At 54.0% G+C, this 20,995-nt stretch carries 13 protein-coding genes; 7 read left to right on the top strand and 6 right to left on the bottom strand.

Features of this window, described 5'->3' with window-relative positions:
* Positions 1-54: 54 nt before the first annotated feature.
* Together L1S32_RS10880 and L1S32_RS10875 are read right to left on the bottom strand one after the other, a co-directional pair.
* Positions 55-1,080, bottom strand: coding sequence for a DUF4435 domain-containing protein (locus tag L1S32_RS10880; RefSeq protein WP_278155121.1), 1,026 nt, complete (start codon positions 1,078-1,080; stop codon positions 55-57).
* A complete protein-coding gene (locus L1S32_RS10875; protein WP_278155120.1) occupies positions 1,070-2,797 on the bottom strand; it encodes an AAA family ATPase in 1,728 nt (575 codons plus the stop codon). The genes L1S32_RS10880 and L1S32_RS10875 overlap by 11 nt, the downstream gene beginning before the upstream one ends.
* A 270-nt stretch (positions 2,798-3,067) precedes the next feature.
* On the opposite strand from L1S32_RS10875, the gene dinB reads away from it, so the two are divergent.
* The 7 genes from dinB to L1S32_RS10840 all read left to right on the top strand — a co-directional run bounded on the left by dinB (position 3,068) and on the right by L1S32_RS10840 (position 16,499).
* On the top strand, positions 3,068-4,180 hold the full coding sequence (dinB, locus tag L1S32_RS10870) for a DNA polymerase IV (protein ID WP_278155119.1): 1,113 nt from the start codon (positions 3,068-3,070) through the stop codon (positions 4,178-4,180).
* Positions 4,181-4,406: 226 nt separating this feature from the next.
* Positions 4,407-6,188, top strand: coding sequence for a DUF3344 domain-containing protein (locus L1S32_RS10865; RefSeq protein ID WP_278155118.1), 1,782 nt, complete (start codon positions 4,407-4,409; stop codon positions 6,186-6,188).
* 7 nt (positions 6,189-6,195) lie between these two features.
* The gene (locus tag L1S32_RS10860) at positions 6,196-7,155 is read left to right on the top strand and encodes a DUF3344 domain-containing protein (protein WP_278155117.1); all 960 of its coding nucleotides are present in this window, start codon (positions 6,196-6,198) and stop codon (positions 7,153-7,155) included.
* Positions 7,155-7,820, top strand: a complete 666-nt coding sequence (locus L1S32_RS10855) for an ABC transporter ATP-binding protein (RefSeq protein ID WP_278155116.1) — start codon at positions 7,155-7,157, stop codon at positions 7,818-7,820. The genes L1S32_RS10860 and L1S32_RS10855 overlap by 1 nt, the downstream gene beginning before the upstream one ends.
* A complete protein-coding gene (locus tag L1S32_RS10850; RefSeq protein WP_278155115.1) occupies positions 7,820-9,037 on the top strand; it encodes an ABC transporter permease in 1,218 nt (405 codons plus the stop codon). Before L1S32_RS10855 ends, L1S32_RS10850 begins: the two co-directional genes overlap by 1 nt.
* Positions 9,038-9,131: 94 nt before the next feature.
* The gene (locus L1S32_RS10845; RefSeq protein ID WP_278155114.1) at positions 9,132-13,277 is read left to right on the top strand and encodes a DUF3344 domain-containing protein; all 4,146 of its coding nucleotides are present in this window, start codon (positions 9,132-9,134) and stop codon (positions 13,275-13,277) included.
* A 318-nt stretch (positions 13,278-13,595) separates the two neighbouring features.
* A complete protein-coding gene (locus L1S32_RS10840; protein WP_278155113.1) occupies positions 13,596-16,499 on the top strand; it encodes a DUF3344 domain-containing protein in 2,904 nt (967 codons plus the stop codon).
* Between the two features lie 444 nt (positions 16,500-16,943).
* Here L1S32_RS10840 and L1S32_RS10835 read toward each other — a convergent pair whose 3' ends face one another.
* From L1S32_RS10835 to L1S32_RS10820, 4 genes are read right to left on the bottom strand one after another with little or no spacing between them, the layout of a single operon-like run.
* On the bottom strand, positions 16,944-17,732 hold the full coding sequence (locus L1S32_RS10835; RefSeq protein ID WP_278155112.1) for an ABC transporter ATP-binding protein: 789 nt from the start codon (positions 17,730-17,732) through the stop codon (positions 16,944-16,946).
* Positions 17,726-18,823 (bottom strand): iron ABC transporter permease, encoded by a 1,098-nt coding sequence (locus L1S32_RS10830; protein WP_278155111.1) that lies wholly within the window; start codon positions 18,821-18,823, stop codon positions 17,726-17,728. The genes L1S32_RS10835 and L1S32_RS10830 overlap by 7 nt, the downstream gene beginning before the upstream one ends.
* Positions 18,824-18,832: 9 nt before the next feature.
* Positions 18,833-20,038 (bottom strand): ABC transporter substrate-binding protein, encoded by a 1,206-nt coding sequence (locus tag L1S32_RS10825; RefSeq protein WP_278155110.1) that lies wholly within the window; start codon positions 20,036-20,038, stop codon positions 18,833-18,835.
* 50 nt (positions 20,039-20,088) lie between these two features.
* Complete coding sequence (locus L1S32_RS10820; protein WP_278155109.1) at positions 20,089-20,655, bottom strand: hypothetical protein; 567 nt, start codon at positions 20,653-20,655, stop codon at positions 20,089-20,091.
* Positions 20,656-20,995: the final 340 nt, after the last annotated feature.

Here is a 20,995-nt window from a genome sequence, read left to right as displayed (position 1 = left end):
GGAAAATATGAAATACCGATTCAGATCAGCAATGAATGTCCAAAAATATTCACGTCACAGCAGAACCCGATATATCTGAGAGGAGAAGATCCGCGACACGCCGCTGCCAAACATCTCAATTTCCCAGTCACGAATCTGTTTGCAGAGGTCGGTCTCAGCAAAATACACTGCATGATAATGGCGCCGCAGAAGACGTTCGAGATCCCGGCCCCCAATCTGCTCACCGTCACGCAGGGAATACCGCAGGTTGAGATCACGAACCAGAATGCAGATGAGGTCATGCCCCCGGCAGATATGCCACGGATATTCAAAGTAGTATCCGCCGGATTCCCTGATCACCCGCTCAAACGCATCCATGAAATCCTCTCCCCGTCCGGGATTTTTCTCAAGAATCACCTCTTTCAGCGCTTCAATATCACATTCAAGCGCCTCAGCTTTGACAAATCGCGAGAATATGTCCCGCTTCTTGCAGTTGATGTGCTTAAAGGTGATATTGAAACCACCCTGATTGTTCACGAAGACCGCCATACCCAGGTACCGGCCTGCCCGTGTGAGTGACGCCCGCAGATTTCCCTGCCGTAGTGACCCGTATGCCTTCTGGGAGAATGTCTGCGGCAATGCATTCTTCTCAATGTAATCGATGACATTCTCAAGGGCACCGGATGCAACGAGCATCGTCTCCAGGTCGTGGGTATCCGTACGGAAGATGTTCTTGCGCTCTTTGCATGAACTGTCAAAGAGGGAATAATCACTGTCGATGATACCGATGATGCGGCATTCATCCCGTTGCGTACCTTCCTCAGATCTGTCTGCAGTGGATGCAGCCTTCCGTGCACAGATGCCCTCCACTATCTCACAGACATTCTCCTTTGAGTTTGCAATCCGCAGGATACAGGTTTCACTGTTAAAACAGCGGTCATACACCTCCAGATCATAGGGGCCTTCCGTGATCACAAAGACTTTCCCCCCCATCCCGGGATAGGTCATCTCCATCGTCTCAATCATGCCCCGGATTTCATCGGGATCGGCCCAGATCTCTTCCAGACGATACCCGGCGAACCTGCGGTTTTTACCTTTCATCCGGATAATTCCCTGATAGGTCAATGGTCTTGTCCCAGTGTGTGTGAATCAGCTGCGGCGAGTGGGTTGCGAGAATAAAATCTGAACCCGTGATGGCGATGATACCCAGAATGGTATCCAAAAACTGCCGCTGCCAGACCACATGCAGGGAGATTTCCGGTTCATCGATGAGAACCAGTGTGCCGGGATCAGTCTTGAAAATAAGGTCATAATACATAACCAGCTGATTCTGTTCACCGGAAGAGAGCGCCTCAGGCGGTACGGGGTCACGTCCCATAAACTTCAGGAGGAAGCCGCTTTCGATGTCAACCGTGAGGTCGATATTTAAAAAGAGCGCGTTGATAATCTCCTCCAGAAGATCAATCTTCTGCTTCAGCCCCCCAAATATCTGATATTTCTCCCGTGAGTCTGCGATATACAGATAAATTGCAGTCCGGACACCGGGGTCGTCCCCGATTTTTCCGGGTGTGATCATCACATCCCCTTCATCGAGCCGGGTATATGGCAGAAATCCAAGAGTTTCAAACGATTCCCGTTCTATCTGAAGCTGGATCAGGTCGGATTCTATCTCTGCTGCCGACGGGGCAAGGCCGCCATCTCCGAGCGCCTGCAGATACCGTGCAGGATAGGTGGCATCCAGTTCCTGTGCGATTGAGGCATAATCGGCGAGGAGTGCCTGAATACGCCTGATTACATCATCTGCATATGCGAGGATAGTGAGTTCGTATGCCCCCTCATGATTACGGTCATAGCAGGCCAGCAGATCCCCGGTAACACCTTTCCGGCGATTCCGGTCATGCCAGAGGCGCTGGGCAGAGATATACTTCACCGGCACCGGGGGAATGATTCCTGCAAGCTCTGTGGATACCACGTCACTGTCATACTCTCCGTCTCTGAGAACGTACTGCCGCTTCTTTCCGTCAGCGCCGCGGGTATAGGTAAACGAGATATCAATTCTCAGCGGAAACTGCGAACTCTGCTGCTTTTCAATCAAAAGCGTATCGCGGACATCCGACACGGTGTAGTCATCCCGGATAAACTCCAGTTCAGCGGATCCGAAGGGAAGTATCCGGAGTTCGTCGACATTTCCCACAAAGACCGCCCGGAGTATCCGGAGGATGGTCGTCTTCCCATATCCGTTCGGGGCAGTGATGATGGAGAGAGAATCTTCCGGGAAGAGGGAGATGTCGTGGGTCAGTTCCCCAAAGAGACCCTCCACCCGTATCCGGGAGAGATGAATGATGTTGCTGCGCAGCGGAGTCCCCCGTGTGAGGGAGTCGACGAGATGACCAAGCATCTCACCGCCCGATGCGGCATGCTCAAGAGGCACCTCCACCCAGCTGCCGGTAAAGGTCTGCCTGACAATATCAATGTACCCCCCATAATCCTCACGGTTTCCAAGGAAAATGACCGAGTCATACCCTAGAAGACCGTCATAATCAGCATTTTCACGGATCGTATCAAATTCAAGGCTGTATTCCCCGAATTCATCATTGCGATAGTTGCGAACCTCATCATCCGGCAGGAGATATCCAAAGTTTGGCGAGAGAATCACCCAGTCCTTCGGATAATGGATCCGGGCATACTGGGCACACCGGCGGGCAAACCGCCCCGTAAAGGCATCTGCCGCCCGTACCGCATCCGGCGGATTTCTGCCGGGAACATCCCAGACCTTCTCCCTCCCTGCAGGAGTAACGAGGAGTGTCTTGAGTGACATAGATACCGGATATTCTACCTGAGGAGATATTAGGTTGTGCACAGTAACCCGGACAGGATACCACAAGAAGAAACATCTGTCTTCCTCCCTGAAACACAGTGTTCAAACTACCAGCATCACCGCAGATACCCCTGGTGATACTGTCAGTTTCGAGGAAAGCCATACGGTTTGGACAGCAAGTCGGTTCCTTAGTTTCACACTACACAGCCATACTTCAAATACCTCGTTTATGAAACAGGTTATCACGGGTAACCAGCGGGAAGAGAGGACATGCGGGATATGCACGGGGTACAGACAGAACGAATCATCCTTCATGTGGATATGGATAGTTTCTTTGCGTCTGTTGAAGTCCGGAAAAATCCTGCCCTTGCCGGTCGGCCGGTGGTCGTTGGTGCTGACCCGAAAGGAGGAAGAGGACGGGGTGTGGTCTGTACCTGTTCCTATGAGGCACGGGAGTATGGCATCCGGAGTGCAATGCCCATCAGCGAGGCATATGTGCGCTGTCCGGAAGCAGTCTACCTGCCGGTCAGTCATGCATTGTACTGCGAGGTGTCAGCAGACATTATGCAGGCGATTAAGCCATTTGCCGATGCTTTTGCCCAGGTGAGTGTGGATGAGGCATACTGTGACATCTCATCGTGTGGTTCATATGCCGCTGCAGCAGCCATCGGAAAGGAGATTAAGGATCTGGTCAGATACCGCCAGGGGATCACCTGCTCTGTGGGCATCGGGCCGAATAAGACCATTGCAAAGATTGCATCCGATTACCGGAAACCGGATGGGATGACCATCGTCCAACCGGATGAAGCCGCCGCATTTCTTGCGCCTCTCCCGGTCAGAAAAATTCCAGGCATCGGAAAAAAGGCTGAAGAACGGCTTGCGTCCCTCTCCATCACCACGGCTGGTAACCTCGCAGAAGCGGATCCGCACCATCTCAGGACTGTTCTCGGGAAGTGGGGGATGGTGATGCATGCGCGGGCAAACGGTACTGATGACACCCCGGTAACCGACAGGGGAGAACGGAAATCCATCGGGAAGGAATGCACCTTCCCTGAGGATGTGAGAGACAGGGAGTTGCTCTGCCGGACCCTTTCCACCCTCACCGGAGAGGTCTGCAGGCGCCTTCGGCAGGACGGTGGGCGGTGCCGGACGATCACCGTGAAGATACGCTACCGGGGATTTGTTACCCGGACTAAGGCCATGTCGTTTGGCCATGCTACCGACCGCGTTGACCTTATTCTACGGACGGCACAGTCACTGATGCTTCCGTTTCTCACCACGACCCCGGTTCGCCTGATTGGCGTCTCCGTCTCCGGCCTTGAACGAAGAGAGGCCGGGCAGATGACACTGGATACATTTTCAGGCATCACGACAGGATCGTAATCCGGGAGAGGATTTCCAAACCGGGCGGAACGGCAGAATACGCAATCAGTATAAACGATTCACGGCATAAATCAGGTAAAAAAGCCGTTATATTCATGTTTATCCCGGGATCAGGTTTCAGAAGTGAAGGCGGATGGCTGTCCGGCACCATGAGATAAGAGAAATCGGCATAATAATTCTAATATTGATGAAAATTTCAACTATACGTATGCACCTTTGCCGGATATTGTCTGTTCTTCTGGCCGCCGGATGTCTTGTATGCATCTGCCCTGCGGTATCGGCACTCTATACATTTGAAGGAATTCCACTCGAAGTGGCCGCACAGGGAGAGATCGAAGGGGATCTTCTGACGTTCGGCACATATGGACTCTCTGAACCGCCCGTTGATGTTACCTTCACCCTGCCGTCCGATCCTGCCTGGGCACGAATATATACGGCGGTATGGGGCGGGACAGAACAGTACTCGGGCTGGACAGAGATCTCGGTTAACAATATTAAAAAAACAAGATACACCCTCTATGGCGAGGATGATGTGCAGGAAAACATCTATTCATCAAGCCATGGGACCTACCTCATCGCCTCAGATGCAGGCGACGCCCTGCGTGAGGGAAAAAATACCGTCCTTGTCACTACAAGCAGAGGAGAGGAAGGGAACTCCCTTGACGGGAGAATATATGCAATAATGATAGTCGCGGCAGTCCCCGGAGGAGACGGACATGTCACACAGTACTGGGTCGCCGAAGGAAATGAGAACCTGCACGGCGAGGGGTGGGCAGGCACAAACCCGACACGAAAGGACAGTGCATCCTGCACGTTCACGCACGCCCGTACAGATGGAGTCACCAGAGCCACCCTCACCACCCTTACGCTCGCATCCAACGAAGGCCAGCCCGATTATATCACCTTCAACGGGGCTGACCTGGGCATTGCAGGACCAACAGACGCCCGCTATCCGTCCATGCGGGACCTCAGCAACGAACAGTCCTTTGACGCCGGCGGCGGTGCAGGAACACTCTCTCGCTATGTAGACTGTGAGATCTTTGATGTCACCGCAGAATTTGCCGCCACAGACACCGTGGTATTTGAACGTGGACGTGACCTCACGGGTGACGGCATCATGGAGACAACCGGTGCGGTCATCGAGGCGGAGGATTATATCCATCCGGTCTGCGCCATCCTGACAGCAGAAAGAGATGGTGCGTCCGGAGGTCCGGCCTATGTTGCCGACGAACCGGTGGCAGAGAACGCCTATGACGGGGAAGAGGCAGAAGCACGGGTCAGTATTCGGAATTATGGCACATATACCTCCGAACCGGTGCATGTCACCTTCCTGCTCGACGGTGCCCCGATCGGTGATGCGGATGTATCCATAGGAGAGGACGGAACCGGTGAGGCATCCATATCCTGGATGGCCACGTCAGGGTCGTATCAGCTATCAGCCATTGCAGATAGCGGCAGTTCGACAGTCACCTCACCGGTAAAATCACTCACCATCGGAACGCTCCCTGACCTCTCAGTACGGGCAGGCGTACCGGTCCGTGCGGATGCCGCCGGTGGTGTGCCTGAGGCGACCACCTCCCCTGCCCCCCTCTTCCCCGCACTGCTGGGTATAGCTGCCGCAGGAGGCCTTATACTCCGGGGAAAAACGAGAAACAGCATTCTTCCGGCCATCTGTATCGTATCCCTCCTTATGCTGCCGGCCGGATGTCTTCTCACCACCCCTGCCTCAGCAGGAGAATTTGCCGAATACCGGCTGCCGGTCACAATAACCAACAGCGGAGGCAGTGATGTGCAGGAGTGCATGGTAACCGTATTCCTCGACGGAGAGAAAGCAGCTGTACGGATTCTGGATGAGACAGTCCCTGCATACGGCACCGTGACCACCTACATTCCACTCTTTACCACGCCCGGCACCCACCAGGTCACCGTCACGGTCAATGAGGAGAGAACCGTAAAAGAGTCCTCATATTCCGACAACCGGCAGGAGGGGTCGCTTGCCTTCCCGTAAGAGGAGCATGGCAGCGATCCTCTTCCTGATTCTTTTTTCAGGCATCCCCGTCTCTGCAACCTATGCAGGCGACAACCCGCTGAAAAATGTCTTCTCTTCAGATATCACGGGCGGATACTGCTATACTACGGGAAACAGTGCCTACAGCGGCACACTCGCCCCGGGTGACAGCTGGACAGCAAAGATGCCGGTAACCCTTCCGGATGATGCAGCACCCCTCTATAGCCGTCTTTTCATCTACTGGGCATGGAGCAAGGACGGGCAGAAGGCAGCATACCCCTGCATCATCCCCGCACTGGAGAATGCCTCCCTGTCTGCCGATCCGTTCTCCCGCTATACCGACACAAAGGGATTTGTCAGCAGAAATGACTTCTTCTCGGGGATGGACGCCTTCACCATCTCCGGGCTTACCGGAGGGGAGAATGCCGTCACACTCACAGTCACGAACACCCACCCGGAAAACGCCACACTCGTCATCCAGGGAGCAGGCATTCTTTCGGTCTATGAGGCTGAAACGGGCACAGCAGGTTCAATCTGGGTGAATGAAGGATGTGACATGCTCTTCAGCAGTTATGGAGTCACCCCTGAGATGGCCACCGGCACCATCATCTTCCCCGGCGAAACCGTCACTGAAGAAGTCAGCCGCGCCACCCTCCACCTCGTGGCACCATCGGCCGGATATACAAGTGCGAACACCCCTGAGAAGAATGTGATCATGGTAAACCGACCGGCAGAAAACAGCCTTCCGCTCTTTTTTGAGAGGATTCTGACCATGCTCTTCCCCGGATATAACGGGTGGGAGTGGACGGACGGATTCTCTTCAGATGAGGTGCACCAGGTAGGGGAGGATCTGCGTGACATATCACCCTACCTGAGGAGCAGGGACAATACTGTCACCGTGCGGGACAATGGAGATTATCTGCTCCTTACCAACGGAATTTTGTGGATCGAGAAGGAGGCGGACTGATGGGAGAGACAATACTTGAAACCGTCCGGCTTGTCCGGACCTACAGCGACTCCGTGCAGGCACTGAAGGGCGTTTCCATACAGATCAAAAGAGGAGAATGCACAGCAGTGGTCGGAAAGAGCGGGAGTGGAAAGAGCACGCTCATGAATATTCTGGGCTGCCTTGATGCCCCGACATCCGGTGAAGTGCGCATCCGGGGCATGCCGGTGGATTATGCAGATACGGCCCGGCTCGTCAGCCTGAGGCGCAATGAGATTGGATTTGTATTCCAGCAGTTTAACCTGATTCCACACCTGAGTGCCCGGGAGAATGTCGAGTATCCCCTGCTCTTCTCCTACCGCCCGGAAAAGGAACGGCAGGAGCGGGCATCTGCACTCCTCGCCCGTGTCGGGCTTGAGCGGCGGGGGGATCACTATCCCGGAGAACTCTCCGGCGGGGAGCAGCAGCGTGTCGCAATCGCACGGGCACTGATCAATGCCCCCGCTGTCGTTCTCGCAGACGAACCCACCGGCAACCTCGATTCACGGACCAGTGACGACATTCTGAGTCTCATCCGGGAAATAAACCGGGAAGAGGGAACCACGTTTCTGATTGTCACCCATGACGCCGACCTTGGCTCACGGGCGGACCGGATGATCACCCTTCACGACGGGGAGGTGGTCTGATGGGCCAGAGACTGGACTTTGCCCGCGTCGCCGGCCGACAGGTCCTGCGGAGGCGCACGCGCCTCCTCCTCACCATCCTCGGCATCGCGGTCGGTGTCGCCGCTGTGGTGGCGATCGTCTCACTCGGCGAAGGGATCCGGGCACATTCCATTGAGATGATCAGCGAACAGTCAGATCTCACCCTCATCCAGGTAACCGGAGACGTGCGGGACGGAACCATCATCCCGCTCACCGCCGCAAAGGCTGCCGCCCTCCGGGGCATTATCCATGTAGCAGGGACGGCACCGGTCATCACCGCGGACCTCGCAACGCCGCATCAGACCTATGTGGGGGCCTCAGGAATTGTTTGGGAGGATTTTTCCGCGGTATTCTCACCGGAATTCAGCAAAGGCACCGGTTATTCCGGGAATGGAGATGACGCGGTATTGGGAAATGAAATCGCAGAATCGCTGCGCAAATACGAAGGCATCCGGGCGGGTGACGACCTGTCCATTCGTATCCGCGAGTATGACGCATCCGGTGCACCGGTGGATACTGAAGTGGCCTTCCGGGTCGCAGGCACTCTCCGCCCCCGCGGCGATATGTTTGACACTCTGCTTGTAACGGATACTGCACGCCTGGAAGAATGGCGTGAGGGATACGGTGCCTATGATGTCATCTACCTGCGGGTGGACGCACCGGAGAATGTCTTCTCCGTCGCAGCAGATGTCCGGGCACTCGGCCTGCAGGCACAGGGCCCCTTTGAGGAGATTGAGGCGGTCAACCGGCTGATGGACGCCGTCATCATCATCCTCTCGTTTTTCACCGGCATCTCTCTTGTTGTCGGTGCTTTGATGATCATCAATACCATGGTCGTTTCGGTCTATGAACGCACCCGGGAGATCGGCATCACGATGGCCCTCGGGGCATCACACCGGCATGTGCTCGCACTCATCCTCCTCGAATGCCTCTATATCGGCATTCTCGGGGGAATTGCAGGGGACATTCTGGGCATTCTCCTCTCGGCGGGTATCAACACCCTCGGGAAGTCATTCATTCTCGAACAGCTGGGTCCCGGTTTCGCGGGGTTTGCCGGTGCTGACATAACCCTTGTGACACCGGCACTACTCGCTCTTGGGCTCGGTATCGCAGTTATCCTCTCCCTTCTGGCAGGCATTTACCCGGCTCTGAAGGCTGCCCGCCTCAACCCGGTGGACGCCATCAGGCGCGGGATGTGACATACAAAATCCCATCCAATATCATACAGAATAAAAGAAATACACTTTTTTGTATTACTACATGCAATACCCTAGGAACAATACCGGTGGTGCCATGAAAAAATACCCAGTTTCAGAATCTGATAGAATAACGCCCCGGGCAGGAGCCATACTCGCAATCGCCATTCTCCTCCTGATTTTTCTGGTGCCACCCGCCATGGCAGACAATTATGTCGGGGGAATGCCCCTCGATGACGCAAAGGAAGGAACTGTCTCAGGTGGGATATGGATGGATTCCTTCTATGGTATGAGCGGTTCGTCACCGCTGACGCTGGAACAGCGCTACCGCCTCCCTGAATACACTGCCATCCGCTGGGCACGCCTGTATGTCTCCGTCTACTGCGGAAATATGGAGAGTAATTATGCAGGCACAGCCACCGTTGAATTCGACGGGGGGAGTGGCTATTCACAGATGGGTATGGAGTCCCTCAACGTTCCCTACACCTTTCCGGGAAAAGACTACAATCCACCTGCCGGAGAATACGGGACCGGGCCTGTTTCAGTGAACGACCACTGCATCCGGGTCACGAGCGACTACCAGATGTGGTACGATGTGACCAACAGAATCACCGGAGAAGAAGTGCGGGCACGGGTAAGCACGGCACCCTCCGACCCACAGTTTGACGGCCGGATCAAGGTCATCACCCTGGTAGTTGCATATGATGACGGAGACGGTGATACAGTCAGATACTGGGTCATGGACGGTCAGGACACGGATTCCTACCAGTCGGAAGAAAAGCTGGGAGAGGACTATATCATCCGCACCACCTTTCCGACCGGAGAACTCCCTCAGGAGGACGAATGGGCCGGTGCACGTCTGCAGGTTGTCCATCTCGCCAGCGAAGATGCCACCTACACCCTGAACGAGGATGAACCTACAGACCTCATCACATCAGGCCGGGGAAGTTATTCCGGATATAATGCATGGGATGTGACGGGCATCATCACACCGTGGGAGGATGCCACACTCTCATGCGACAGAACCGGCAGTTTTTACAAGATCTTTCTTGCAGCCCTCTCAGTCAGGTATCCGGAACAGGAGACCGGAACGCTCACCGTGACATCCGCACCCGCCGGTGCAGCTCTGGTGATCGATGGGGAGGAGACGGAATATACCACCAATTGCACCATCCCCGATATGCCGGTCGGATCATATGCAGTGAGCGTGGAGCATGAACACTATGAGGAAGGAGAGGAGCAATGGATTGATGTCTCAGCCGATGAGGATACAACAGTTCATTTTGACCTCCGGCCACTGACAGGCAGCCTCTCAGTCACATCAGACCCCACCGGGGCGGCAGTATTCATTGACGGCAGGGAAACCGGTCTGACAACGGATACATTCCTGGATGATGTCATCATCGGCGAACATACCATCTCACTGCGCCTTGCAGGCTACCGGGATGGAGTTCAGACGGTCAGTGTTACCGAAGGTGATACCTCTGAAGTCACCTTTGTCCTCATCCCTGAGACGGATTCGGGAGATGCAGACGATGACAGCGGGAACACCGGATACACCGGAAAGGAACTCACACCACGCATCGTCACCACATTCAGGGGTGATATCGTTACCATGCCCTTCGGCACCTATACCGGCCTCACAGAACCGGGCACCACCTCACGGTTCACATGGAATGCCCCCATTCCAAAAGGCACTGACCCGTTACTGGCACGCCTTTACCTGTATACAACCTGGGGACACAATACGGAGGGGAAAACCGGAACGGAGGTGCCTTTGGGAACAAGACTGGACAGTGGAGGAATCATCCCGGATAAAACCTATACAGACAGAAAAGGCGAGGGATCATTTGACTATGTCCTCTCAACTATCTGCTACAATGTAACGGATGCCATCCGGGAGAAGGGACAGGGGGAGTATGAACTCTCCGTCACCAATGAGGGCATTTCCGGAGAGGTCTGTGCCCTCTATGGGGGATTACTCGTGGTACTGTGCGAGAACAAAACCGCCCCCGAAAAAACAGTATGGCTTAGCGAAGGGTGTGATGCCATCATCGCGGACGAGGCAGCAGGCATCACCCCTGATGAGGCAACGACCATGATCCCCTTCCCCGGCAATATCAGTATGGCAGGAATCAAATCAGCCGATCTGATAGTAATCAGCACAGCTGCCACCGGAAAGGGAGACGATGCTCACCGGGTTGTATTCAATGACTGGGAATACGAAAATGTCCTGACGGGCGGATCATCGGGCATCAGCACATGGACTGAATCTGTGGCCTCCTTCCTCCGCGAAACAGGAAATGCTGCTCAGGTTCAGAGTGCACTGATGGGTGCGGCCGGAGACTATCTTGAAAACCGCAACGCCCTCCTCGTCATCACCCACACTGGAGAGGCGGGAAATCTGTCGGTGGTAACCCAACCGGACAGCGCCACAAATCCCGCAGCCTCCGGGGTGACCGGGACAGGGAAAGAGACATTCACCCTCTCTTCATCAGGGGACCGGCTGCATGCGGCAGAACTGAAGACCAAAGACGGACAATGCACGCTCTATGTGCGTGAGGGAACCCGGCTTCTCGATCCCGGAGGGGCCATGGTCAGCACAGTCGCCATTCAGCAGAGAAGCACCCTTCCCGGAGGAAACAGGGAGTGGACCTACACCATCAGCCCGGAGGGGGCAACAGCAGACATCCCGCTCATTCTTGAAATCTCAGGCGGGGTCTGCAAACCCGGCGGTGCTGTCGCACTCAGCCGCTTTGAAACAGATTCCGGAACGTGGACAGATGCCGCGCGCATGAACCGGGGAGTGAACGCGGCGACAACAGGAATTTCCCGTCTGGGAACCTATACAGCGGTCTGCAGCAATGAGGAGGCTTATGCCGGAGCAGGAAAGGAAACCGCATTATCCAGCGGTAAAAGTCACCTCTATGCCACCCTCTGCTCCATCGAAATTCCGGAGATGCTCATTCCCTTCAGCACAACTGCTGATGCGCCGGAAGAAGAGTACCGGATCCCGGATACGGCATCCGGTATACTGCCGGAAGCACCATCTCCCGAATACCAGGCACCCGAGGAGACCTACATCGACTACCGAAACGGGACATATGACGTTGCAGTCCTCTCAAACCCACCGCAGGCACTCGTCATGCTTGACGGTATCTATACCGGAAAGACAACGCCGTGCATCCTCACGGGTGTTCGGGGTGGCAGCCATTCACTCTCTGTTTCACGGGAAGGATTTTTGGAATCAGAAAAGGAACTGACCATCACCGATGAGAGTGAAATACGGTTTGATCTCCCGTCTGAAACAAACGGCCTCAGGAAACTAAAATTTGACGGGTATCTGTCCAATGGATATGATGACGGAATAGGGGGAGTCTATGTGACGTCCCACCCGGATGGTGCACAGATATATCTGGACGGACGAAACACCGGTCTGACCACCCCGGAAGTCATTGGGGGGCTTAAAGAGGGACGCCATACGATCAAGGTTCGCAACGACCTGATGGAGTATCCATGTGATATAAAGAGCATCTGGATTTCTCCGGGAGTGATCACAGATGTCTCATTTGACCAGGCGTATATCGTCACACGCACAGTCGAACTCTGCTCCGATGCATACAGGGATGCGTATTTTACCGTGAACGGCAGATGTCCCCGGTATTCATTTCCAAAAAAGGTTGATGTAAGCGGTACGCAGCCATACATCACTGTCTTTGATAACGGGTCATACATCTCATATGAGGGACAGCTGTGGCGGGATGGGGAGAAAGTACGTATAATCCCCGGAGAGGTAACCTTTGGTTCCGTCCTGGTTTTATCCGAACCGTTGGGGGCTGAAATCATGGTGGATGGATACACCACCGGACTGCACACCCCATACACCATTACCAACCTATCAGCAGGGCTGCACACCATCTCGATCTCATTACCCGGCCACATTCCGGATGAAGAGGTTATCCGCCTTGTTCCCGGAAACCACCCGATAGATACCGAACTCCAGTTCCTCCTTGAACCCTATCCCTTCGGAAGCCTGAACATTTCAAGCGAACCTGAAGGGGCGAAGATATACCTCAATAATAAATATTCAGGGAAGAAAACCCCGGCTGTATTCTACTATATGGACATTGGCAATGTTCCTGTGCGACTGGTCTCCGCTGAAGGGACAGTCACCATCGAAAATGCCGTTGTCTCTCCTTATGAGACAGCAGAATACCGGGCGACCATTGCTTCTTCGGAATAACTTAGAAATATCTCCTTTTTTCCCCCGGAATGTTTCGGAAAGACTGTTCCATAGCGTCCAGGCCTTCAAAAGTATCATATAATGTAGTGGAATACCGGCCCTCCCGGCCTCCTGAAAATAGGGTCAGGAACGCCAAACCTAAAATCAATATCAACAATTACAAATAATACTAGTTATTTTAAATAGTGTGATTATTCAAAATAAACGTGTGAATTGTTTGTGGTATGGGTACTGGATGAAATCCGGTTGAATTGAGAAAATATTCTGAAATGTAAGAATCCGCCCATGGGGCACCACAAATATAAAACAGGTGATCGTATGAAAACGGAACGAACAATTATTCATGACAAATCTCCCGGACTCTTTCTGTTCCTGGGATTAATTCTTATGTTAGCGATTGTGCCCGTGGGTGCTAGTGCAGCAGATGTTGATCTAAACGTGACCGATGTCGCACCCAACAGCGGCGCAGGCAATGATCTCTTTGCACAGGAGCCGAACACCCTCACGGCCACGGTGATAAACAAAGGCCTGACCGATGCAGGTGCATTCACCGTGACGATTGACGTCGCAGGCACTCCATACACCGCAGACGTTGCCGGTCTTGCAGCAAACACCTCCACAACCGTCACAGTGACAGACACCGTCCTCCATACCGGCGGTGACACCATCACCATCACCGTGACCGCCGATACAGACAACGTGGTCGAAGAAAACGATGAGACGAACAACAATCTCACCGTGACCGCAACCGTGTACAACAACGGATACAAAGGCAAGCGATGGACCGATGGTGCTGATATCGAGAACATAGCTTCTTTCACCGGCCAGTATGACCTGACATGGTCGGCAGGGAACACCGCATATAACGGTGCCTCATGGACCGAACAGACATACAGCTGGTCCCCGCAAGACCTCCCGATTCCGGAGGGAGCGACAGTCGTAAATGCCCGCCTCTGTCAGGGATGGACGTACAACAAGATGGGAACCGACCCGGCGTTCACAATGTCATTCAACGGCAACATCGTATACCCGGAAGCGGCATACCAGGACGTAAAAGGGTTCGGGTCATACAGTAATCCCTACGGGCTGTATGCATACAATGTAACAGATCTGTTTGATGCCGCGGGCAACAGCATGACCATCACACCCGAAGCGGACAACACCTATGGCCTCTATGGGGCATATCTTCTCGTTGTCTATGAAGATCCGGAAACCAGCACGAAAGCGATCTGGATAAATGAAGAGTTTGACATGCTCTACTCATATGCATCATACTCGGTGAGTGATACCGAAGCGACGGCATATGCACCATTCACGGGGGTTGATACAACCAATATCGCAGATGCAACGGCCATCGCCATCCTTGCCAGTGGGGCGGATGCCAATAAGAGTGTATTCATCTTCAATAATCAGGAGTATGAAGGGTTCTGGGCGGACTACCAGAGAGACCCGCAAATAGGCTTCTCGCTCTATGACGTGACAACAGCGCTCACAGACGGGGACAACGAGGCGGCGATGAGAAGTCTCGCAATAGAGGGGAAGGGAGACAACATGTATGCCATGGGCACCATCCTCGTGGTTGAATATGCAGATGTTGATTTAAACGTGACCGATGTCACACCCAACAGCGGCGCAGGCAATGATCTCTTTGCACAGGAGCCGAACACCCTCACGGCCACGGTGATAAACAAAGGCCTGACCGATGCAGGTGCATTCACCGTGACGATTGACGTCGCAGGCACTCCATACACCGCAGACGTTGCCGGTCTTGCAGCAAACACCTCCACAACCGTCACAGTGACAGACACCGTCCTCCATACCGGCGGTGACACCATCACCATCACCGTGAACGCCGATACAGACAACGTGGTCGAAGAAAACGATGAGACGAACAACAATCTCACCGTGACCGCAACCGTGTACAACAACGGATACAAAGGCAAGCGATGGACCGATGGTGCTGATATCGAGAACATAGCTTCTTTCACCGGCCAGTATGACCTGACATGGTCGGCAGGGAACACCGCATATAACGGTGCCTCATGGACCGAACAGACATACAGCTGGTCCCCGCAAGACCTCCCGATTCCGGAGGGAGCGACCGTCGTAAATGCCCGCCTCTGTCAGGGATGGACGTACAACAAGATGGGAACCGACCCGGCGTTCACAATGTCATTCAACGGCAACATCGTATACCCGGAAGCGGCATACCAGGACGTAAAAGGGTTCGGGTCATACAGTAATCCCTACGGGCTGTATGCATACAATGTAACAGATCTGTTTGATGCCGCGGGCAACAGCATGACCATCACACCCGAAGCGGACAACACCTATGGCCTCTATGGGGCATATCTTCTCGTTGTCTACGAAGATCCGGAAACCAGCACGAAAGCGATCTGGATAAATGAAGAGTTTGACATGCTCTACTCATATGCATCATACTCGGTGAGTGATACCGAAGCGACGGCATACGCACCATTCACGGGGGTTGATACAACCAATATCGCAGATGCAACGGCCATCGCCATCCTTGCCAGTGGGGCGGATGCCAATAAGAGTGTATTCATCTTCAATAATCAGGAGTATGAAGGGTTCTGGGCGGACTACCAGAGAGACCCGCAAATAGGCTTCTCGCTCTATGACGTGACAACAGCGCTCACAGACGGGGACAACGAGGCGGCGATGAGAAGTCTCGCAATAGAGGGAAAGGGAGACAACATGTATGCCATGGGCACCATCCTCGTGGTTGAATACAGGGATGTGATTATTGCTGACTTCACCGCAACACCCATGTGCGGCATCCCGCCGCTCACCGTGCAGTTCACAGATCAGTCTCTGGGTGCAACATCATGGGCATGGGATTTCGACAATGACGGAACCATCGACGAAACCACACAGAATCCCAGTCATGTCTATGCCACGTCCGGCACCTATACGGTCAATCTGACGATTAACGGGGGAGAAGCTTTCACCACAAAGCAGGACTGTATCCGGATCACTTCACTCCTTCTCGGTGACGCGAATAGTGACGGCGGAGTAAATCAGGCAGATACCCTGCGTGTGCTCAAAGAGGTCGTCGGGATAACACCATCACCGGCGAAGAACACGGATGCATTTGAACGGACCGACGTTAACTGGAACAATGCGATAGACATCGGTGACGCGATGTACATTGCCCAGTATAATGTGGGTCTCAGGGACCGGTGGTTTGCACTGGTATAGGCAGTTATCTTTTTTCTCCTCACCTTTTTGTTTCATTTTGTTTGATCCCGGGGCAGGGTCACGCCGTGAAGCCATGATTGTAAGGGGTTCTTTATGCCCCGGCGGAAGCCCGTTTGTTGTGCATCGTTATCGCAGGATGCGAGGGGATGGACTCCCATCTTATGTTACCCGGCTATGTTACCCGGCAGATTTTGTAATCGAATACCCCTTTTCCGCAAACACTCCACCATGTTGTGCGGAAGGGAGCGGATCTGCTCAGAAAAAATGAGACAAAAAAGGGACCTGACGCAGAGATTACGCGCAGAAACATGTGGATACCGTACACCAGGTGTGCACCATCAGGGACCTCAATCAAGGGATTGAACATGAGCCCCCCGGACAGACAAACAGAGGGGCAAAAGGAGGATCACGCTCTCTTACCGCCACCTCAGAAACGACAGCCCGTCACTCTTCCGTGCGGGCGCCTGAAGCCGGACGGACGGGAATGATATAGGGAGAGTCTCCGTCTCGATAGATGCGTGCCTCAATGCCATACACCTGTTCGATAACATCTTCCGTGAGCACCTCGCCGGGAGTCCCGAACCCGTACCGGGCCCCCTCCCTGAACATGACAATCCGGTCGCAGTAGCGTGAGGCAAGGTTGAGGTCATGCAGGGACATGATCACCGTGATATTCTTCTCTACCGCAAGATTTCGCGCCACCTCCATCACCTCCATCTGGTGCCTGACATCGAGACTGCTGGTGGGTTCATCCATCAGGATGACCGGAGTCTCCTGCACAATGGCGCGTGCAATCATTACACGCTGCCGTTCACCGCCGGAGAGTTCTTTTATCTTCCGGAAGGCAAAATCCTCCACACCCAGCATCTTCATCGCATGATAGACCTTCTCCTCATCCTCCGGACCAGTCTGCCAGTTGAGATACGGGCGCCTGCCCATCAGAATCGTTTCAAAGACAGCCGATGAGAGACCTTCGGGAAATGACTGGGGCACATAGGCAATCCTCCGGGCGATCTCCATCCGGTGCAGCGATGAGACAGGATCACCAAAGACCCGGACCTCGCCCTGCGGATGCAGGATGCCGTCGATGCATTTGATCATCGTGGTCTTCCCTGAGCCATTCGGGCCGACCAGTCCCAGCACTTCACCTTCCACCGCCTCAAAGGAGATATCGGAGAATACCGGCTTCTTCCGGTATGTATAGGAGAGATCGCTGACAGATATCGCTACCATCCGGTATCACCCCGTTTCATGAATAAATACAGGAAGAACGGCACTCCCAGAAATGCCGTCATAATCCCCACCGGAATCACAGACGGATATATCAGGGTCCGGCAGAGGTTGTCGGCGCCAAGGAGAATCGCAGCTCCGACAAGGCCTGAAGCCGGCACCAGCCAGCGATGGTCATTGCCGATTGCCATGCGGGTGATATGCGGGGCAACAAGCCCGATAAACCCGATCGTCCCGGTGAACGCAATTATCACCGCGGTGATAATCGAAGCGATCATCATGAAAACAGTCATCGTCCGCTCAACCGGAACCCCGATGCTCTTTGCAATCTCATCACCCTCGGCGAGCGCATTCAGGTCCCATGCCCGCATGACGGTGTAGGGGGTCAGGATTGCAATCACTGCGGTGACTATCAACAGTTTCGGCCACGTGGTCCCTTCCAGCGAGCCAAACATCCAGTAGACCACCGCTGCTGCCTGATCAGACGAGCCGAAATACTGGATAAGCGAGGTGATGGCGGAGAAGAGGTACATGATGGCGATACCTGCAAGAATAAGAGACGATGAGTTCAGGCCTTTGTGCCGTGCCATACCATAGATAATAAAAGAGGCGGTCATCGCAAAGAGAAATGCCATGATGACAACCAGTACGTTTCCGCTCACCAGCGTGACACCCGCAAAGAGAATGATCGCAACCGAGGCACCGCATGAGGCAGCAGACGAGATGCCCAGGGTGAAGGGGCTTGCCAGGGGATTTCTCAGGATGCCCTGCATGATAGTCCCGGCAATGGCCAGCCCGAATCCGGCGACGAGCGCAAAGAGAACCCGGTGAAGCCGGATGTCCCAGATAATAATCTCCTGGATAGGGGTATCAGGGACTGACTCCGTGGTGGTGCCAAATAAGGCTGACATTCTTGCGAGGAAGCCATCCCAGAAGGCACCATAGGAGTCCATGAACGAGAGGTCGCCTGACCCGAGAGTGATGCCAACCATTGCGAGCAGAATGAGCAATGCAGCAGCCAGCAGAAAAAAGGAGATTCGTTTCGTTTTGACACGGGAATATTCCCTGCCGAAGTCTTCGATTGTTAATGCCATCCATCCGTCCTAAACTATTGGGGTCACCGGGTAGACAAAGACGCCCTGCGAATGGACATCGTATGTGCTGTGCTGATAGGTGGTGAGATACTCCTGGTGAATCTCCTCAGGATTCACATCTGCAAAGAGATCCGGGTAGAACCAGGTGGCAAGGTAGAGGATACCGATGAAATGTTTCGGTCCCCCGAAGATATCGGTGTCAATGATGTGAACACGCCCCTCTTTAACCGCAGCAATGGTATTCCAGCCGGGCCGTGTGATGAGGCTTTCATATACCCCAATGGTCTTTGACGTATCATCATCCCCATATCCGCCGAAGTCAAGCTTACCGGTACCCTGCAGTTTGACGACGACACCAGGGTTGCCAAAGAGCACGGACTCCGGATTGACCACCGGGTACGAAGGTGTGGCGTTCCCGAAGATATTCCGCCCACCTGCAATGAGGATCTTATCATGATACCCGGAGCCTTCCGCACAGCTCTTGAAATCATCAGCGCCTTCAAAGTACACCCGCACCCGCTCATCTTCAGGGATAGCAGCAACCCTGCCGGTGACCGTATCCATCTGCCGGGTGTAGAATGAGGCAAAGCGAGCCCCTTCCTCTTCCCGGTCAATGGCTGCAGCAAGAAGCTCCACCTCGCCTGCATAGGTGTCAGGGCTGAAGAGGTCATAACGCAGCACATGCACCGCAGGGTTCATCGACTGGATTGTCTCCTGTATCTCGTCCCCTTTGCTGTCCATGAAGTCCGCATAGATGAATACAACGTCAGGGGAGAGAGAGATTATCTGTTCGTAATCCGGCGACCAGACACTGCCGACATTCGGCAGCCCGGCATATTCAGGGAAAAATACCGGATCGTCCAGAATATATTTTCCGACACCGACAACATTGGCACTGTCAAAGCCAAGCGAACGCATCGTCTCTGCAGCCTCTCCGTTCATCACAACGGCACGGTGTATCGGCCGTGTCAGGATAACAGACTGCCCGGAGGAGTCAGGGATCGTTTTGGCAGTTTTATTCCAGTATGTATAGACATAGGCACCGTCGATAAGGTCGCTGTACTGACCGGCATCAGCACCCGCACCTGCATATGTCTGCTCCATATATGCAAGGACGGAAACGGTCATCTCCTCTGTGCTGATTTGGGCGTCTCCGTTCACATCCAGCGGCAGGGCACCGGAATCTGCAGCAGATACCGGAGATGCCGCAGCCATACACAGAATGAGAAGCCCAAGCCACATATACGGATATCTTCCGGCTGCATTCATATTACATCCCTCCTGTTCCTGCCGGCATATACACCGGCAGCGGCAAGTGACAGGAACGCGGTGAATGCGATGCAGGCAAAGGGGCTCTGCTGCACCGGTGATGAAGGCTGATTCCCGGTATCCTCAATGCCGGAATTCCCGCCGGTGAGAACCGACACCCCGCCTGCATCGGATACCGAGATTATCGCCTCACCGGAAAGGCCGCCGGTGAATTCCTCCCACGAGATACGAAGGGTACCCGGCTGAAGATCTGCGCACCGAAACTGCACCTGGCAGGCATCCTCATCAATAAGGGCACAGGCAAGACCGGTGCCATTCGCCCGGTACTGGCTCTCCGGAAGTGTGGTGCTGACGATGGCAAACGGACCGGGAAAGGTTGCGAAGATGCCTGCAGGCCCGTTATCTGCTCCTGCACAGGAGAGGAGGAATTCGTCCTGCACACCGGCAACCGGTTCCAGACTGAACAGAATGCCGGACTCTGCGTCACCCGCAGCACCAGCGGGAACGGAGCAGGTGACAAACAGAAGAACAATAATGACTGAAATGATGCCCCTGAATTTCATTAGTAGTTATGAGTACATTCCGGTTTAATAAAAGAGTTACTTATTGTAATACGAGTTGCTATGATAATATTTTTTATAACGTGGCGCCGGATCACAGCGTCTCCGGGAACTCTCCTTTCCATACATCAGATAGCTGTACGGTAATATACCGGCCAGGACCCCACCCTTATGCTTTACAGGACACACACCCGGGTCTCACATCGTTCAGATTATCCCGGCAGGCACTTCGTGACAGGATGGAATGAATCGAATAGCCATTTATTCAGCTCCGGGAATCGCTATCCGGTCCAGAAGCATTCATTTTTTCGGATGGTTTATATACCGGATCCACAAATCATAG

The organism is Methanogenium sp. S4BF, assembly GCF_029633965.1.
Taxonomy (GTDB): domain Archaea; phylum Halobacteriota; class Methanomicrobia; order Methanomicrobiales; family Methanomicrobiaceae; genus Methanogenium.
The sequence above is the reverse complement of the archived record's forward strand: the minus strand, read 5'-3'. Positions and strand labels throughout refer to the sequence as shown.

Bases quoted from the DNA above. Each gene is read 5' to 3' on its own strand.
- L1S32_RS10880 (WP_278155121.1), bottom strand. From the start codon at position 1,080: ATGAAAGGTAAAAACCGCAGGTTCGCCGGGTATCGTCTGGAAGAGATC.
- L1S32_RS10855 (WP_278155116.1), top strand. From the start codon at position 7,155: ATGGGAGAGACAATACTTGAAACCGTCCGGCTTGTCCGGACCTACAGC.
- L1S32_RS10875 (WP_278155120.1), bottom strand. From the start codon at position 2,797: ATGTCACTCAAGACACTCCTCGTTACTCCTGCAGGGAGGGAGAAGGTC.
- L1S32_RS10820 (WP_278155109.1), bottom strand. From the start codon at position 20,655: ATGAAATTCAGGGGCATCATTTCAGTCATTATTGTTCTTCTGTTTGTC.
- L1S32_RS10825 (WP_278155110.1), bottom strand. From the start codon at position 20,038: ATGGCTGCGGCATCTCCGGTATCTGCTGCAGATTCCGGTGCCCTGCCG.
- L1S32_RS10850 (WP_278155115.1), top strand. From the start codon at position 7,820: ATGGGCCAGAGACTGGACTTTGCCCGCGTCGCCGGCCGACAGGTCCTG.
- L1S32_RS10860 (WP_278155117.1), top strand. From the start codon at position 6,196: ATGGCAGCGATCCTCTTCCTGATTCTTTTTTCAGGCATCCCCGTCTCT.
- L1S32_RS10840 (WP_278155113.1), top strand. From the start codon at position 13,596: ATGAAAACGGAACGAACAATTATTCATGACAAATCTCCCGGACTCTTT.
- dinB (WP_278155119.1), top strand. From the start codon at position 3,068: ATGCGGGATATGCACGGGGTACAGACAGAACGAATCATCCTTCATGTG.
- L1S32_RS10845 (WP_278155114.1), top strand. From the start codon at position 9,132: ATGAAAAAATACCCAGTTTCAGAATCTGATAGAATAACGCCCCGGGCA.
- L1S32_RS10830 (WP_278155111.1), bottom strand. From the start codon at position 18,823: ATGGCATTAACAATCGAAGACTTCGGCAGGGAATATTCCCGTGTCAAA.
- L1S32_RS10835 (WP_278155112.1), bottom strand. From the start codon at position 17,732: ATGGTAGCGATATCTGTCAGCGATCTCTCCTATACATACCGGAAGAAG.